19 protein-coding genes are annotated in these 16,820 nt (G+C 36.6%); 13 read left to right on the top strand and 6 right to left on the bottom strand.

Translation table 11 applies throughout. From position 1 onward, the window contains the following. Window positions 1-293 precede the first annotated feature (293 nt). Entirely contained in the window at window positions 294-521 is a 228-nt protein-coding gene (locus ACODST_RS19825; RefSeq protein ID WP_488933821.1) for a CDGSH iron-sulfur domain-containing protein, read from the top strand. Window positions 522-671: 150 nt separating this feature from the next. Here the strand turns inward: ACODST_RS19825 and ACODST_RS19830 are convergent, their stop codons facing one another. The 4 genes from ACODST_RS19830 to ACODST_RS19845 form a co-directional block, all read right to left on the bottom strand. Next, window positions 672-1,574 carry a PhzF family phenazine biosynthesis protein gene (locus tag ACODST_RS19830; protein ID WP_488933822.1) on the bottom strand — a complete coding sequence of 301 codons (903 nt, stop codon included), beginning with the start codon at window positions 1,572-1,574 and terminating at the stop codon, window positions 672-674. Window positions 1,575-1,665: 91 nt separating this feature from the next. Then, window positions 1,666-2,067: a hypothetical protein gene (locus ACODST_RS19835; protein WP_488933823.1), complete on the bottom strand. Its 402-nt coding sequence runs from the start codon at window positions 2,065-2,067 to the stop codon at window positions 1,666-1,668. A 5-nt stretch (window positions 2,068-2,072) separates the two neighbouring features. After that, the gene (locus tag ACODST_RS19840; RefSeq protein ID WP_488933824.1) at window positions 2,073-2,630 is read right to left on the bottom strand and encodes a YdeI/OmpD-associated family protein; all 558 of its coding nucleotides are present in this window, start codon (window positions 2,628-2,630) and stop codon (window positions 2,073-2,075) included. Window positions 2,631-2,725: 95 nt separating this feature from the next. After that, complete coding sequence (locus tag ACODST_RS19845) at window positions 2,726-3,172, bottom strand: protease complex subunit PrcB family protein (protein WP_488933825.1); 447 nt, start codon at window positions 3,170-3,172, stop codon at window positions 2,726-2,728. A gap of 237 nt (window positions 3,173-3,409) precedes the next feature. Here ACODST_RS19845 and ACODST_RS19850 point away from each other — a divergent pair, with 237 nt between their 5' ends. The 12 genes from ACODST_RS19850 to ACODST_RS19905 all read left to right on the top strand — a co-directional run bounded on the left by ACODST_RS19850 (window position 3,410) and on the right by ACODST_RS19905 (window position 14,971). Further along, window positions 3,410-3,952, top strand: coding sequence for a DMP19 family protein (locus ACODST_RS19850; RefSeq protein ID WP_488933826.1), 543 nt, complete (start codon window positions 3,410-3,412; stop codon window positions 3,950-3,952). A 174-nt stretch (window positions 3,953-4,126) separates the two neighbouring features. Beyond that, window positions 4,127-5,023 carry a hypothetical protein gene (locus ACODST_RS19855; RefSeq protein ID WP_488933827.1) on the top strand — a complete coding sequence of 299 codons (897 nt, stop codon included), beginning with the start codon at window positions 4,127-4,129 and terminating at the stop codon, window positions 5,021-5,023. A 25-nt stretch (window positions 5,024-5,048) separates the two neighbouring features. Then, window positions 5,049-6,446: a T9SS type A sorting domain-containing protein gene (locus ACODST_RS19860; protein ID WP_488933828.1), complete on the top strand. Its 1,398-nt coding sequence runs from the start codon at window positions 5,049-5,051 to the stop codon at window positions 6,444-6,446. Between the two features lie 236 nt (window positions 6,447-6,682). After that, complete coding sequence (serS, locus tag ACODST_RS19865; protein ID WP_488933829.1) at window positions 6,683-7,954, top strand: serine--tRNA ligase; 1,272 nt, start codon at window positions 6,683-6,685, stop codon at window positions 7,952-7,954. A gap of 132 nt (window positions 7,955-8,086) precedes the next feature. Beyond that, a complete protein-coding gene (locus ACODST_RS19870) occupies window positions 8,087-9,868 on the top strand; it encodes a tetratricopeptide repeat protein (RefSeq protein ID WP_488933830.1) in 1,782 nt (593 codons plus the stop codon). A gap of 134 nt (window positions 9,869-10,002) precedes the next feature. Further along, entirely contained in the window at window positions 10,003-10,314 is a 312-nt protein-coding gene (locus ACODST_RS19875; RefSeq protein ID WP_488933831.1) for a DUF4286 family protein, read from the top strand. A gap of 162 nt (window positions 10,315-10,476) precedes the next feature. Beyond that, window positions 10,477-11,136, top strand: a complete 660-nt coding sequence (locus tag ACODST_RS19880) for a hypothetical protein (RefSeq protein WP_488933832.1) — start codon at window positions 10,477-10,479, stop codon at window positions 11,134-11,136. Between the two features lie 45 nt (window positions 11,137-11,181). Continuing rightward, on the top strand, window positions 11,182-11,967 hold the full coding sequence (gene rsmA, locus ACODST_RS19885; protein ID WP_488933833.1) for a 16S rRNA (adenine(1518)-N(6)/adenine(1519)-N(6))-dimethyltransferase RsmA: 786 nt from the start codon (window positions 11,182-11,184) through the stop codon (window positions 11,965-11,967). Beyond that, on the top strand, window positions 11,951-13,300 hold the full coding sequence (mgtE, locus tag ACODST_RS19890) for a magnesium transporter (protein ID WP_488933834.1): 1,350 nt from the start codon (window positions 11,951-11,953) through the stop codon (window positions 13,298-13,300). Before rsmA ends, mgtE begins: the two co-directional genes overlap by 17 nt. Before the next feature lie 113 nt (window positions 13,301-13,413). Next, the gene (proC, locus tag ACODST_RS19895; protein WP_488933835.1) at window positions 13,414-14,199 is read left to right on the top strand and encodes a pyrroline-5-carboxylate reductase; all 786 of its coding nucleotides are present in this window, start codon (window positions 13,414-13,416) and stop codon (window positions 14,197-14,199) included. A gap of 255 nt (window positions 14,200-14,454) precedes the next feature. After that, window positions 14,455-14,682 carry a DUF2683 family protein gene (locus ACODST_RS19900; RefSeq protein WP_488933836.1) on the top strand — a complete coding sequence of 76 codons (228 nt, stop codon included), beginning with the start codon at window positions 14,455-14,457 and terminating at the stop codon, window positions 14,680-14,682. Continuing rightward, complete coding sequence (locus ACODST_RS19905) at window positions 14,672-14,971, top strand: type II toxin-antitoxin system RelE/ParE family toxin (RefSeq protein WP_488933837.1); 300 nt, start codon at window positions 14,672-14,674, stop codon at window positions 14,969-14,971. Before ACODST_RS19900 ends, ACODST_RS19905 begins: the two co-directional genes overlap by 11 nt. A gap of 86 nt (window positions 14,972-15,057) precedes the next feature. Here the strand turns inward: ACODST_RS19905 and ACODST_RS19910 are convergent, their stop codons facing one another. After that, window positions 15,058-15,585, bottom strand: a complete 528-nt coding sequence (locus ACODST_RS19910) for a hypothetical protein (RefSeq protein WP_488933838.1) — start codon at window positions 15,583-15,585, stop codon at window positions 15,058-15,060. 10 nt (window positions 15,586-15,595) lie between these two features. After that, window positions 15,596-16,750, bottom strand: coding sequence for a Na+/H+ antiporter NhaA (nhaA, locus tag ACODST_RS19915; RefSeq protein ID WP_488933839.1), 1,155 nt, complete (start codon window positions 16,748-16,750; stop codon window positions 15,596-15,598). Between the last annotated feature and the right edge of the window lie 70 nt (window positions 16,751-16,820).

Below are 16,820 nucleotides of genomic sequence, written 5' to 3' on the forward strand. Positions count from 1 at the left end.
TTTTCATTTTTCGAATCCCGTAAAGACGAAGAGGCACAAAGCTTTTAATTTCAAGCAGATTCCGGCAATTAATTTTAAAAATCATTTTAATCCTTTAATCTGTGGCTAAAAAAACTGCGACTCTGTGGGTTTGCGAGATTATTTTTCAGCTTACATCAATAAGCTTTGTGTCTTAGTGCCTTTGCGGCAGAACTCCCATTAAAATAGAACCAGTTTAAACTAGCTTTACAAGCAAAATCTTCAGAATATATTTCGCAATCTTTGCACCCGAAAAAAAACAAAAAAACAAGTTTATGAGCAAGACAAAATTAATCATCAATAAAAACGGATCAATCAAGATTGAGGGTGATTTCGAAATTATGGACCCGGAAGGAACACTTTACGGATTACAGGGAAGATCAGCACTTGGACTTTGCCGCTGCGGATTATCGGCAAACAAACCATTTTGTGACGGCGGACACAGAAACAACTTTGAGCATGATTCAAAAGCATTTGATTTACCTCCGATGAAAACGAACTAAAAAATCGGGTTGTCGAATTTCATATAAAAAAGGTGGTAGTAAAATGCCGCCTTTTTGCGTTTAAAGAATATCATTCAGCTGGTTTTTCTTTAGTAAGCTGACGGATTATTTCTTTATGTTTTTTCTTATCCATAAAAAAGTATCCTGCTTTTATAAATACAATTCTCCTTTCATGGTAATAATAGAAGAACCGCCTACCAGAATATCTTCTTCACAGTTCATAACTTCGATCATCGAGGCCTGTTTTAGTTTTACTCCCTGAAGAATTTTATACTCCTTATCCGGTTTAGTGAATTTTTTTTGCGTTAAAAAACCAATCAGAGAGCCGGCAGCTGTTCCTGTTGCGGGATCTTCGTTTATACCGATTATCGGGTTAAAAAACCGGGTTTCAACAATATGCTCCTGATTTTCATCGGCAATGGTAAAACAATAAAAACCTTCAAAATTATATTCTTTTGAAATTTCAATTAACAGTTGGTTGTCGGGAACACAATTATTGAGTAACAGACTGTTTTTTATAGGAACCATTGTATGGCTGACTTCTGTTTTTACAATAGTGGGAACAAAAGCATTGACGTCTAAATCTTCAATTTTTAAACCAAGTGCCACGGCAATTCTGTAAGTCGGGATTTCCTGTTTGATAACAGCCGATTTTTGATGCATTTTTACAACAGGATAAAAAGTAACCGGATCAAAACTTACGGTTAAAGGTATAGCCGAATGTTTCATAATTACAAAAGGTTCGCTTTCGTTCTGCTCATCAAAAATGGGCATGCCTTTTAACAGTGCACCGCAGACTGCACCTAATAAATTATGCCCTGCACCGTCGATTTCAATTCCTGTGGGGGTAAAGGAGCGTACCATGAGTGCTTTTTCCCTTGTTGAATAATAAACAAATGAGGTTTCAGAATAACCAAACTCTTTGGAGATATCCTGATAGGTCTCTAATGGTAAATTGCCGTCAGTAAAAACAACAGACAGCGGATTGCCTTTATAACTTTCGTTTGAAAACACATCTAAAACGTAATATTCTAATGCCTTTCTTCCTTCCATTCCTTCTTCTTTTTAACTAAACTTTTTCAGACGGAATAAAATTACGTTTTATTATTGTAATTCCCCTACAGAATAAATACCCGTTTTATACTTATTTTATTAGTATGAGCTCGCTTTCTGAATCAAAAATTTCGGGATGTATTGTTCTAAGAATAAGTTTTTCATTATTTTCAAAAAGAATAATGATCTGACTGTTATTTTGCCGGGGTTCACACCAAATCTTTACAATCACTTTTTCAAAAATCCCAAACTCATTTGTTTTATCACTATAATGGTAATCATCATCATCGTCAATTTCATCCCAGTTTTGCCAAAAACCTAAACCGGCATCAAGAAAATACTGATGCCACTTGTTGTTTTCAACTTTTATATAAACAACAACAGGTTCTTGTGTGTCTGGTTTTTCACAGACTATAAGTTTCTGTAATTTAAGATTATCAAATTCTGTAAACGTAAAAGTATTGTCCTGATAAATTGGTCCTCTTGGCTCCATGTTATTTACAGCATTCGTTTTCCTTCAGCACTAAATTGTATTGCTTTTTCCAATCTTGCAAGTCTGGTTTTTTCCTGCTTGGCGCTCATAATTACATGAATTATTACTTTTTTGTACGATGGTGCCTGATTGTTGAAATAGTACCAGGCTGTTTTATTGGCTTTAAACTGTTTTTCGAATTCGGGATCAAGAACATAAGCTTCATTTTCATGTGAATAGATTTTAGATCTTTCCTCCGATCTGTATTCGAAAGCTTTAATTCCGGGTTCTTTCATGAGTCCGGCTTTTGTCAATTGTTCTATTTTTTTGATGTTTATGGCACTCCAGATGCTCGATTTTTTTCTGGGTGTAAACCTGATGGAATAACTTTCGTGGTCTATGGTTTTGCGAATGCCGTCGATCCAGCCAAAACACAATGCCTGGTCAACAGATTCTGACCAGGACATAGATGGTTTTTGTGTACTTACTTTATAGTAGCCAACAATTAATTCGGTTTCTTTCTGGTGATTATTTTCCAGCCATTCTCTGAATTTTTCCTGTGTTGAAAAGAAAGTCGGCGCCATTATAGTTTAAGACTGATTATGTGAAGTTTGAAAATTTATTAATTATCTATAAAAATAGGATAAATAATAAAAAAGCAAAGCAGGGATTGCCGCTTTTATTCAAAAACCACTTTTTTATTGCTTTTCGGTATTTGTACCACATGATAAGGCTGTGTGATTACAGTGGTTATGCCTCCGGGACGTAATTGTTCTACTTTAACAAATATACGGTTGTTTGTCTGGGTAATCTGAGTAATGTCGATAGAATAGCCGCCATAATTTCGCACCTGATCAATAACGGCAATAACCTGATATTTCTTAAAATCGACTGTTGGTTCTACACCGTTGGCATAAGGAGAAGGAACAAACTTCATTCTGGCAGTTAAACTGTTCCATTCGGCCTCGGTTTTTATAACAAGATTCGCTTTCGGGGTTGTATAATCGCCATTGAAATGATCACCATAATAGACTTGGGTAAAAGCCATTTCTGATGGTTCCGATTCGTCGCTGCTGCAGCCTGTAAAGACTAATAAAAGACTGAACATAAAAATAATCTGTTTCATAGTTTTGGTTTTGGGTTAATTGTGTTTGGATATAAAATCCTATTTATTAAACAGATATGATTTTTTTAAATGGTTGCGTTGAAATAGTCTAATTGACGTTTTGATGACATACATTATCTGAAGGTTTTACTAAATAGCTCCTTCGCAGATCAGATCAGGGATCAAATATTTAAAATAGTACTCATCATATTGTTTTTTCCCTCAACTTTGCAGTAAAAAATCTCAAAACAAATAAAGATGGAGGAATTCGGCAGAATATTAGTTTCAGAAACAGCAGCACAAAGCGAAAACCCGCAGGATATTATCAACTCTAATATTTCAATAATCAATCTGATGCGAGAGGAAAAAGTGAGCGACGATTTGATTCATGAAGATGCTCTGCTGAGTTATTATTTAGATTATTATACCTCTCAGTATACTGCAGGTAATTTTTCACAGTTTGTATATAATTCAGGCTGGAATAAAGAACTCAATGAACTAATTGAGGAAGGTCTGGCTTTAATAGGAGCAGAGAAACATTTAGAATTGTTTCAGGCCCAGTCTAAAAGAGTAAAACTGCTCAGTTCGGTTAAAATTGGTAAATTTTTAAAAGGAAAACTTGAGGGTGTTAATCCTGTAAGGGATCTGCTTAACAACAATAGCTTTTTTGAACTGGATGAAAATCTGGTTGAACTAAATGCAGGTTTCCTGAAAAGTCATCCCGATTTTGAAGCGCTTCCGGTCGAGGAGATATTTGCGGTTTTGGAGGAATTTACCGGGCATGAAATCAAAAGGGCGTAGTTTTTACAAAGGCAGTATTGGAATAAAGTAGTAAATGTTTACCGCTTTTAGAAAGATGATGCGACATTGTTTTTGCGAATCTCAAAATTAATAAGTGTATTTTTTTGATTTTATTTAAAAAGCTTAGTCAGAATATTTTATATTTGATAGCCCTTAATTTTAAAATCAAAACCAATGAAAATTAAAACCTACTTAATTCTCAGCGGCGCTTTTCTGTTTTTATTCTCCTGCGGGAAGAATGAAAAGCAGCGTATTGAAGAAAACGCCCCCTCATTAGCCGTTCAGTCTGAGAGCCCTAAAGCAGTCGAAAAGCTAATTTTTAAGAAAACTGAAGACATTGTCGCTTCTGATGAACTGAATCTAAACCTGCTCAAAAAAGCGGCGGATAACCTTAACATCACTTATTCCAGTATCAAAATTGAAGATGTCAGTTCGATATCGTACAATGATAAAACCACTTTTTTTGTGATCTGTATTATTAGAAAAGACCATAAAGCCGGATCAGGCGGCGAAGATTTTGGAAATTATTACGAAAGAAAATATGTTTTTGTAAATAATGAAGATGGAAAAATTCTGGCACAGGAAACGGATCCGAATCTGGGATATTATGAAAATGAAGGACTCAGAACCGCTAAGACTTATATCCTTAAAGATTTACTGCCGTTAAATGATAAAACCCGGGGAATTGCTTTTAGTACAGAAGTCTATTCGAACAGTCGTGTGGTGATGTTTTCTGAAGAAAAGTTTACAATCGTGACTTTTGACGGACGCAGAATCAGGAAAGTTTTATACGAATATCCAATACGTTCCGCCAATGGTGATTCAAACGGGGCCGGAACTTATCAAATCGAAACTTTGGAAACCGGAATCAGTATTTCGGACAGTCAGACCGAAGGCTTTTACGATCTGCTGGTCTCTAAAATCTTTACCTATGAAGATGCCGCCGAAGAAGATTTAGAAAATGATATCCAGAAAAAAAGTGATTTGCAAGTCAAAAAAGAATTTCAAAAACTAAAGTTTAACGGGAAAGTCTATTCGTTTAAAAAAGACAATCGGAACCGGTTTTTGTAATTTCGCATTTAACTGAACCTGAAAAATGTGTAAAAAGACCCTTTTTATTTTGCTGATCTGGCCTGTTTTCCTGCCGGCTCAGGAAAAACCCCAAACAGCATCTGATAATGTTACCCGTTATTTCTATGATGATAAATCTGTTTCGGTTGCTATTTGGTACGGAGAAGATAAAAAACCGGATAGTTCTAAAACCTATTATCAAAACGGTAAATTAAATGAAGTTTTTTATTTTGATAAAGACGGTCTGAAAGACGGTGATGCTTTTCAGTATAATAGTCAGGGCGAAAAACTGGTTACCTGGAATTTCTCGCATGGTAAAATGACGGGAAGAACAGACCATAAACTTCCTTTTGGAAAGGAGCGGGAAGAAAGTGCAGGCAAAGCACTAAAATTACTCACAGATCTCAATAATAAAACCCATTTTAATCCGGTTAGTGTTAACGATTTGTATAATCGGGGCGTATTGGAAGTAAGTCTTGGGAATAATACACTGGCAATTGAAGATTTAAAAAAAGTTGAGTTTGCGGTTGATAAAGATCCGGAAAATAAAAAAATAGTACTATCAGATTCTGCTCAAAAAAAGACAGCTGTTTTTAGAAGCAAACTGTATGACCGAATGGCAAGTGTATATGCTTCTCTGGAAATGGAAGGTTTTGCTTTTCATTACTATTGCAAAGCCATTCAGAACAATCCGGGCGATTTCCGTACTTTATATAATTTTGCAACATTGTTGCAAAAAAGAAAAATATACGGTCCGGCACGTTACTATTTAGAAAAAATTGCGGCCGAAAATCCGGGCTATTCTCAGGTATACTGGCCGCTTACCAGATTATTGACCGATACGGGCGAGTATAAAAAAGCATTTGAAATTATTCAGAAACACGAAAGTGAAATTGCTAAAACAGTCTTTTACGATGGAAAGAATTTAAAGACTATTCGGGGACTGCTTTATCATAAATCAGGAGAATCCCGAAAAGGAATTGCTGATTTGAAAGCCGCTTTAGAGGCTGATAAAAACAATTCTTATGCTATGAGAAATCTCGGAATGATTTATCTCGACCAAAAAAAGGATAAAGAGGCCTGTGCACTTTTTCAAAAAGCCAAAGAACTCAATTATGATTTCCTGTATGATGAAAATGATCTGGAACCATTGATACAGATTGCCTGTAATAAGGAGAAGCTGCCAAAAGAAATCGAAAACGAACCTGCTATTTCTCCAAATCCCGCTGCAGATACTGTTTCGGTTCAGAATTTTGCAGCTTTTAATTTTGATTTTGAGTTCTTTAATTATGAATCCAAATCGGTTTTAAAGGGAAAGTCGAACGACGGAACCATAAATATTTTAAGATTACATCCGGGGTTTTACTTTTTAAAAGTTACTGCAGGTGATAAGGGGGCAATTTTTAAACTGATAAAAGAATAAAACTTTAATAATCATTTTGTTAACGGGTTACAAATACAGTATATATCAATTGGTATATTTTGTTTAAAAACCTTGTATTTTCTCTGCTTATCTTTCCGTATATAAAGAAAACGCCTGTTTTCGTTTATACGTTTGGACTAAAAAACTTTAGATCCAACTTTGTACGCAATCTTAGCAAACATTTCCTTAAATTTGCTTCCGTTATAAAAAAATACAATAGTTATAAAAATCAAGCTATGTTACAAATTGCATTTATTAGAGAAAATCAGGAGAAAGTAATCAAGGCTTTAGCAAAACGAAATATCGATGCTAAGAGCGTTGTTGAAGAGGTGGTGAAATTAGACGAGAATCGTCGTGCTGCACAAGTGGAGCTGGACAATACGCTGTCTGAATCTAATAAATTGTCCAAAGACATTGGTGAATTAATGAAAGCCGGCGAGAAAGCCAAAGCTGCTGTCTTAAAAGAAAAAACCGCTGTCTTAAAAGAAAAAAGTAAAGAACTTGGTGAAAAAGCTGAAGCGCTTGCCGTTGAGTTAACCAATAAATTATATACTTTACCCAACCTCCCTGCTGATATTGTACCAGAAGGGAAAACAGCCGATGATAACCTGAATGTTTTTCAGGAAGGTGATATCCCGGTTTTACACGAAGGTGCACAGCCTCACTGGGAACTGGTAAAAAAATACGATATTATTGATTTTGAGTTAGGGGTAAAAATCACAGGAGCCGGTTTTCCTGTTTACAAAGGAAAAGGAGCCCGTTTACAGCGAGCTTTAATCAACTACTTTTTAGATAAAAATACCGCTGCTGGTTATAATGAAGTGCAGGTGCCGCATTTGGTAAACGAAGCTTCAGGTTACGGAACAGGACAACTGCCGGATAAAGAAGGACAGATGTACCATGCCGGACTAGATGATTTGTACTTAATACCAACGGCTGAGGTTCCGGTTACGAATTTGTTTCGTGATGTTATTTTAAACGAAAGCGAACTGCCGGTTTTACAAACGGCTTATACGCCATGTTTCCGTCGTGAAGCAGGTTCATACGGAGCACATGTAAGAGGTTTAAATCGTTTACACCAGTTTGATAAAGTGGAAATTGTTAGAATCGAACATCCCGAGAAATCATACGAAGCGCTTGACGGAATGGTAGAACATGTGAAAAACATTCTGCAGGAACTGAAATTACCATACCGAATTTTACGTTTATGCGGCGGCGATATGGGGTTCACCTCTGCTTTGACTTATGATTTTGAAGTGTTCTCTACAGCTCAGGACCGCTGGTTAGAAATCAGTTCTGTTTCTAACTTTGAGACTTTCCAGGCTAACCGTTTGAAATTACGTTTCAAAGATAAAGATGGCAAGAACCAGCTCGCTCATACGCTTAACGGAAGTTCATTGGCACTGCCAAGAGTTTTAGCCGGAATTATAGAAAATTACCAGACACCGGAAGGAATTGTAATACCAGAAGTTTTACGTCCTTACTGCGGATTTGATATAATTGATTAACTTAGTAGTATTAGTTTACAGTCGCAGTCGCAGTCGCAGTTTTCCGTTTTTAGAAGAAACATTACTGCGACTGTGACTGAAAACCGCGACTGAAAACTGTGACAGTAAACCGCGGCTAAAAAGAACAGAAATATGAAAAACATCTTTATCTATATCGTTTTGTTGTGGTCAGGTCTTGTGTTTTCGCAAAACGAACAGTTAGCGAACAATTACTACGATAAGGGTGATTTTGAAAAAGCGAAAATCATTTATGAAGACCTTCTGAGAAGTTCCCCATCCAATACTCAGTATTTTTTAAGAACGGTTGACTGTTATCAGCAGCTGCAGCAGTTTGATATTGCCGAAAAAACAATTCAGGAACGTTATAACCGTTATAAACAGGGGATTTTTCTGGTAGAATTGGGGTATAATTACCAATTACAGAAAAATGAATCAAAGGCCAGAAATTACTACGAACAGGCCATCGAGAAAATAAAAACCAATCCTAATGATGTGTATGGCGTAGGCAATGCTTTTGAGAAAAAAGTGCTGCTGGAGTATGCGCTCAAAGCCTATCAGACAGCCATGCAGGTGCAGCCCAATTATAATTTCAACTTTCAGATTGGAATGCTGTACGGCCAGTTAGGAAAAACCGATTTGATGATCGATCTTTTGCTGACGGAATCTTACAATAATCAGCAGAATGCCAATTTAATTCAAACGCAATTGTCCCGTTTTATGAATGGTGAAACAGACAATACGGCTTTTAAAGACGCCATGCGAAAAGCACTGATTTTAAAAACCCAAAAAGATCAGGATGTATTCTGGAATCATTATTTAAGCTGGTTTTATGTACAGCAGAAAGAATTTGGAAAAGCCTTTATTCAGGAAAAAGCCATTTATAAACGCGAACCCGAATCGCTGATTAGTATTGTTAATTTAAGTCAGTTTGCGCTCAATGAAGACGATACTGAAACGGCCGCTGAAATCCTGAATTTTATTCTTTTAAACACAAAAGATACTGATCTGCTCATTAAAACCAATGCGAGTTTAATGCAGATCAAAATTGACAAAGCACAGGACAAAGATTATCCGGCCATTGCCGCAGAACTGCAGCAGTTACTCGTTACTTATGAAATAAATCCATTCACAATGTCCCTGCAGTTAATTCAGGCGCATTTTCTGGCGTTTAATTTAAAAAAGACAGAAGAAGCTAAGGAAGTAGTAAAAAAAGCTTTAACACTAAACCTGAATGCGTACCAGCAGGCAGATGCCAAAATGGAGCTCGCCGATATTCTGCTGTTAGAAGAAAAATACAATCAGGCACTAATATACTATTCGCAGATTCAGCTGGATTTAAAAAATGATGTCATGGCTCATGAAGCCAGTTTGAAAGCTGCCAAAACCAGTTATTATAAGGGTGATTTTGAATGGGCATTAAAACAGTTTAAAGAACTAAAATCGGCCAATACCCAATTGATTGCCAACGATGCGTTAGAATATTTCTTACTGATAAACGATAATACAGCTGCCGATTCGACGCAGACAGCCTTAAAACAATTTGCCAAAGGCGACTTTTTATTGTATCAGAATAAAAAACAGGATGCTGTTACGCAGTTCCAGAACATACTGAAGAATTTTAAAGGTCAGGAAATTGAGGCAGTAACACTGCTTCGTTTAGGAAAGATTTATGAAAACCAGAAAGATTTTGTTTCGGCTTTAAGTCAGTATCAGCAGATTATCGACAATCACAGTGACGGAATTTATGTAGACGAAGCTTTGTTTTTTTCGGCAGAAATTTACAATGACGAATTAAGGGATACGGAGAAGGCGAGACCTTTGTATGAAAAGGTAATTTTTAACCATCAGGACAGTATTTACTTTGTTGATGCCCGAAAAAAATACCGTGAGTTAAGGGGAGACAAGAATTTGTAGTTTTCAATAGTGTAAATGTCAAATTCCAAAAATGAATTACTAACAGGATGATGTAGTTAAAGAGTCTAAAAAGTAAAAAATTTAGAATCTTAGTCCCCATAGCTATCAGGACAGCATCTCAGAAATTTAAAAAAATGATTATTTTCAACGTTACTACCAATATACACGAAAGTGCACATGATCAATGGTTAAAATGGATGCAGGAAAAGCATATACCGGAGATTCTGGCGACACAAAAATTTTCTTCGGCACGAATTGTAAAAGTGCTGGTAGAGGAAGAAATGGGAGGAGTTACTTACTCCGTTCAGTATACTACAGACAGTAAAGATACTTTAGAAAAATACTATCTGGAAGACCAGCCCCGGTTTGACAGAGAAGCTTTGGAGCTGTTTGCAGATAAAATGCTTTCTTTCAGAACAGAATTAGAGGTTATTTCAGAACATTGATTTCGTTTTTAATTAAATAAGGATTAGGATTGTTCTGTCTGCGGGATCAAAATGATATCGCAGATTAAAACAAACAGGCCTTTTCTCTTAATGTCTAAAAGGAGTATATTTGCAAAAAATTAATTGCCAATTAAAAACGGTGCTTGTTCACTCAGTTTGTTTATGAAATACCTGCAAGCTAAATTTGTTTTGTTTTTACTGCTAAGTCTGAATGTCTGCTGTCAAAGCAAAGAAGGACAACCAGAACCGCAAGCTGAAAAAGAAACATCGACAGCTGTTATTTTGCAGCTTAATGAATTTAGAAAAATTGGAGAGACTTCTAAAGAAATCTTAAAACATATTGCGTCGTCTAAGTATGAAGTGCTAAAGATGAGAAACGAGGAGCAGCCTGAAGTATATGGAGAAATGATGGGGTCTGCAGCACAAATTTACTCCGTTGGGAACGAAATTAATGATTATATCGATGAGATCAAATCAGGAATCCCTGAAGAAGATTTTTTCGTTACAAACGACACAGCACTTTATGATGCATTTGTAAAACAAAAATATGCTGTTTTAAAAAAGAAGATAGCCCTTTTTTATAAACAAAATAAAGTAATTATATCCTCTTCAAAGCGGTATGCCGGTTTTGAAGAAGATAATGAAATATTCAATACCAGTAAGACCTTTGTAAATAAAGAAGGTAAAAAGGTAGATTTTTTAAACTTTAAGTTTGGCTGTAAAGCCAATATCGGACTGCTGACGGGTTTAGAAAAAATTCAGTTTGAAATTGTTCATTTTCAATATATGTTCATGAATACGATTATGGGATCTGCTCATTAAGATATTGCGTTAATACATTAACAAAGCAGGAAACAAATAACGAATATGGAAAAAGTAAAAGCTAAAAAACATTTAGGACAGCATTTTCTTAAAGATGAAAGCGTAGCCAAAGCTATTGCCGATACTTTAAGTCTTAAAGGATATGAGGAGGTTTTAGAAATAGGACCGGGGATGGGTGTGCTTACTAAATATTTACTTGAAAAGCCAGTCAATACTCACGTTATTGAGATCGATACAGAATCTGTAGCGTATCTGGATGCTAAATATCCAAAACTAAAAGATAAAATTATCTCTCAGGATTTCCTGAAGTATAATATAAATGAAGTTTATTCAAATAAACAGTTCGCCATAATTGGCAACTTTCCGTATAATATTTCTTCCCAGATTGTTTTTAGGACATTAGAGCTTAGAGACCAGATTCCTGAGTTTTCGGGAATGTTCCAGAAAGAAGTAGCCGAGCGTATCTGCGAAAAGAAAGGCTCGAAAACCTACGGAATACTATCAGTTTTAGCTCAGGCTTTCTATGATACAGAGTATCTGTTTACGGTTAATGAAAACGTTTTTATTCCTCCGCCCAAGGTAAAATCGGGTGTGATGAGAATGACCCGAAAGGAAGACTACAGTCTTCCGTGCAGCGAAAAGCTATTTTTTACAGTTGTAAAAACGGCTTTTCAGCAAAGACGAAAAACATTACGTAACAGTTTGAAAACATTAAATTTATCTGATAATCTGCGTGAAGACACTATCTTTGATAAACGTCCGGAACAGCTTAGTGTAGACGAATTTATTGTTTTGACTCAAAAAATAGAAGCCGATGGAGTTCAAAGTTAGCAGAGAATTTATCCACCAATTAGAAGAACTAATCGTTAAGAAAGATGACAACGAACTTGAAATTTTACTTAACGATCTTCACCATGCTGATATCGCTGAAATTCTTGATGAATTAGATTTTGACGAAGCCACCTATATTTTCAAAGTTTTAGATAGTGACAAAACAGCAGAGATCCTTCTGGAACTGGAAGAAGATCTGCGTGAGAATATCTTAAGCCGACTTTCGCCAAAAGAGATTGCGGAAGAGCTTGATGAGCTTGAAACCAATGACGCAGCGGATATTATAGCCGAACTTTCGCAGGAAATCAAAGCGGAAGTTATCTCGGAAATGGTCGATGTGGAACACGCCAAAGATATTGTCGAGTTATTACGCTATGACGAAAATACAGCGGGTGGTCTGATGGGAAAGGAGCTGGTGAAAGTTAATGAAAACTGGAACGTTCTGACCTGTGTAAAAGAAATGCGCATCCAGGCCGAAAATGTTTCAAGAGTGCATTCGATTTATGTGGTCGATGATGAAAACCGCTTAAAAGGCCGTTTATCACTCAAAGATTTACTGACTTCTTCTACCAAAACCCAGATTGGAGATGTTTATATCCGAAAATTAAATTTTGTAAGAGTAGACACAGAAGATGTCGAAGTGGCCCGTATCATGCAGAAATATGACCTTGAGGCTATTCCGGTTGTAGATGAACTCGGACGTCTGGTAGGAAGAATTACCATCGACGACATCGTAGACGTAATCAAGGAAGAAGCCGATAAAGATTACCAGCTGGCAGCGGGTATTACGCAGGACGTTGAATCTAATGACAGCGTTTACGAATTAACCAAAGCGCGTCTGCCGTGGCTTTTAATAGGGATGGTAATTGAAATTGTAGCTTCTTTTGTCCTGAAAGACAATGAAACGGCATTCCAGAAATATTCGACTTTAATTATTTTTGTGCCTCTGCTTTCGGCAACAGCAGGAAATATTGGTGTTCAGGCATCGGCGATCGTAGTACAGGGTCTGGCAAACGGAACGTTAAAAGAATTCAGCAAAAGTTATTTTAGCAAAGAGATTACCGTATCGATGATTTCCGGAAGTATCATTTCGCTGCTTTTACTGGGATATCATTCTCTAATGTATCAGCAGTATTTAGTGGGATTGGCCATTTCAATTTCTATGATTGTGGTGATTATGTTTGCCGCAACACTGGGAACCCTGGTGCCGCTTTTTCTTCATAAAAATAAAATAGATCCTGCTATTGCAACGGGACCGTTTATTACTACTACTAATGACGTTTTTGGGATTATGCTCTATTTTGGAGTAGCCAAAATGATTCTGGGCTTTTAGATTTTTGCCACAAATTGACCTTTTGCAGTGATTTAAAATCTGTAAAATTGGCGTAATTTACAGGCCGAAAAATCAGCTATTAGCCAGCCAGAAATAAATTAAAACCAAGCAGGATGAAAGTACATATTATAGGAGGCGGAAACCTTGGGGTTTCTATTGCCCTGGGAATTGCAAAATTTTCTAAAAACAACGAGATAACCGTTACCAGAAGAAACACTGCTTCTATTCAGTATTTAGCAGAATATGGCATTACAGTTTCTAACGACAATAAACATAATATCCAGGAAGCCGATGTAGTAATCCTGACTATAAAACCTTATCAGGTAGATACGGTTTTGGCGGAGATCCTTCCGGTAATTCAAAACAAAACGATAGCTTCGGCGGTAAGTGGTTTGTCTCTGGATATGCTTCAGTCAAAAACCGGTAATGAATATCCTGTGGTACGCATTATGCCAAATATTGCGGCGCAGTTTGGGGAGTCAGCAACCTGTATCTCATTTCCCGAAAAAGACCGAGAAAAAGCACTGCCAATTGTAGATCTGTTTCACGATCTGGGAACAGCACCTGTTATTGATGAAAAATTGATGGATGCAGCGACAGTTTTAGGGGCCTGTGGTACTGCTTATGCTTTACGTTATATTCGTGCCTCTATGCAGGCCGGAATCGAAATTGGATTCGATTCTAATACAGCACTTGCCATTGCTGCTCAAACGGTAAAAGGAGCGGCTAAAATGCTGTTAGAAGAAAGAGTGCACCCGGAACAGTTAATCGATCGTGTAACCACACCTCAGGGCTGTACCATTGTAGGGCTGAACGAGATGGAACATAATGGTTTCAGTTCGTCTTTAATTAAAGGAATTAAAACTTCTTTAAAGCAGATTAAAGGGTTGTTAAAATAAAAGTTATAAAATTACAATAGTAGAAATTCCAAATTCCAAATTTTATTGAGGTTTGGAATTTTTTGTTTTTAAATAATAACGTGCGTTTTACTATGCGAAGAAATGAAGTATCAAATAAAAGGTTCAGGAAAGCAGTTCAATTGAACTGTCAGTGAACAGGAGAATTTAAATGCTGGAATTTTGTTTTGTTAAAAATTAACATGGAAATCAGGCTTTTGTCTTAACTTTGTTTTTTAATTTTAGTAAATCAATCTCATGAAAGCAATTAATATTACAGCATATACAGAAGATGCCTCTCAAATAGAAGCTGTAAAAGCTTTTATGGAATCACTAAAAATTAAATTTGAGATAGCAAATGTAAAACCCTATGAGCTATCTGAGAAACAGCAGGAAATCTTAAACAGTCAATTAAATTCAGACAAAAGTCTTTATACAGATGCAGAATCAGTTTATGCAGAGTTAAAAAAGAAGTATGAACTATAAGATTATTGTTTCTCCAATTGCCTTAAAAAATATTGAGGAAGCCGTTTCGTATTATGTTTTAAAAGTCAGCAAAAAAACAGCATTAGATTTTCTGAATGATTACGAAAAGGTTTATAAAGCTTTGCAGATAAATCCTTTTTATCAATTATACGATAACAGTTATCGCTATCTGCCGTTTAAAAAGTTTCCCTATGTTGCGTTTTTCATTGTAGATGAATTATCAAAAACAGTGTTTTTAAATGCTGTTTTCCACACTTCACAGAATCCTGAAAAATATCCGATAAGATAATGTGTTTTGTCGTGCTCAGGAACAAAGCCTGGCAGAAGAGATTCCAAAAAACTTCGGTTGGGATCTGAAATTTAAATATTGAATTCTTATTTTTTAATCAGCTGTATGTACTTCCTGTCACATTCTGAAATTTTGGTGTAGTAATTCATGGCATTACCGGAATTTTGAATGGTTAGGGTATCTTTGGTATAAAGCGCTTCAATTCCAACTGGGATTTCCGGTTCTTCAGAATCGGCAGGACTTTCTTCATCGCCGCTGATGTCTCCTTCATATTCGTCCCATTTAATGCCTTCCAGAACCAGATATTCTGCTCCGGAAGTATCAGATGTAAAAGAAGCTTTTCCTTTTAGTTTTCGGAGTTTGGTTGTCATGAGATAGGAATAACCCTCTTTGGTTTTACTTATCTCTAATAAAAGGCTGCATTCTCCCGAGTCGTTTTCTTCTGATCGGGTTTCGTAAATTCCTTCAATTGCTTTTTCTTTAGTAATAATTGTAGGAACAGGAGTAACTTCAGGAATGCTCTCCTGAGGTGTCACAGCTGTTTTTTTATCAGTGCACGACGATAGCAGTAAAAGACCAAAAAACAGAAACAGGGAGGTATGGGTTGATTTCATATCCAGAGTTTTAATTACCGTCGGGAGCTTTGTCCTGAGTCAGGATGAATTTCAGATAAGCATATCCGAGAGCTCCGGAAAGTACAGAAGCAATCAGAATCGATATTTTGGAATACAGAATAATATCCGGATCGTTAAAGGCCAGTAAAGTAATAAAAATAGACATAGTAAAGCCAATGCCGCCCAGCATTCCGGCACCCAGAATATGCGCCCATTTTAAACTTTTGGGCAGTGCACATAATCCGGCGCTTACGCCAATAGAAGAAAAGAGTGCGATTCCCAATGGTTTTCCAATTACCAGTCCTAAAATAATTCCAAAAGCATTGGGATGATTTAGTCCGCTGTGCCAGTCTGAATTAATGGCAATGCAGGTATTGGCAACAGCAAATAAAGGCAGGATAATAAAAGCGACAGGCTGATGCAGGAAATGCTGCAGTTTGTACGAAGTAGACTGCTCGCTGCCATCGCCAAACGGAATTACAAAAGCCAGGATTACGCCTGTAATCGTGGCATGAATCCCGGAATTAAGCATAAAATACCACATTGCTGCTCCTCCAATGAGATAGGGAATCAGGCTGTAAACCTTCATTCGGTTCAGAACAAATAAAACGCCCCAGATTCCTAAAGCAATTCCCAGATTTACAAATACGATTGTTTTGGTATAAAAAACAGCAATTACGATAATTGCTCCTAAATCGTCTATAACTGCCAGTGCTGTTAAGAAAACTTTTAGTGAAGCCGGAACTTTATTGCCCAGAAGTGATAAAATCCCAATTGCAAAAGCAATATCGGTCGCCATTGGGATTCCTGCACCGTTTTGTGTGGAGGTACCAAAATTTAAGGCGAGAAAAATAGCGGCTGGTATCAGCATGCCGCCCAGTGCGCCCATAATAGGCAGCGAGGCATTCTTTATGTTTGATAATTCACCATGATATATTTCGCGTTCCAGTTCTAAACCAATCAATAAAAAGAAAATGCTCATTAAACCATCATTGATCCAGTGTGTAAGGGAATGACCGCCCAGATCTCTTTCCCAAAAAGCAATATATGCAGCAGAATAAGACGAATTAGCCACATACAAAGAAATGAGGGTGACAAATAACAAGAGTAATCCTCCCGATTTTTCGTTTTCAAAAAAGGCTTTAAAAGTCTTGGTTAATTTCATTATGAAGAGATTGTAATCATTTATAAAAGATGGGATTTCTTTTGGGGATATAGTCAAAGTTAAAAAAAAA

Source organism: Flavobacterium sp. FG19 (assembly GCF_057809475.1).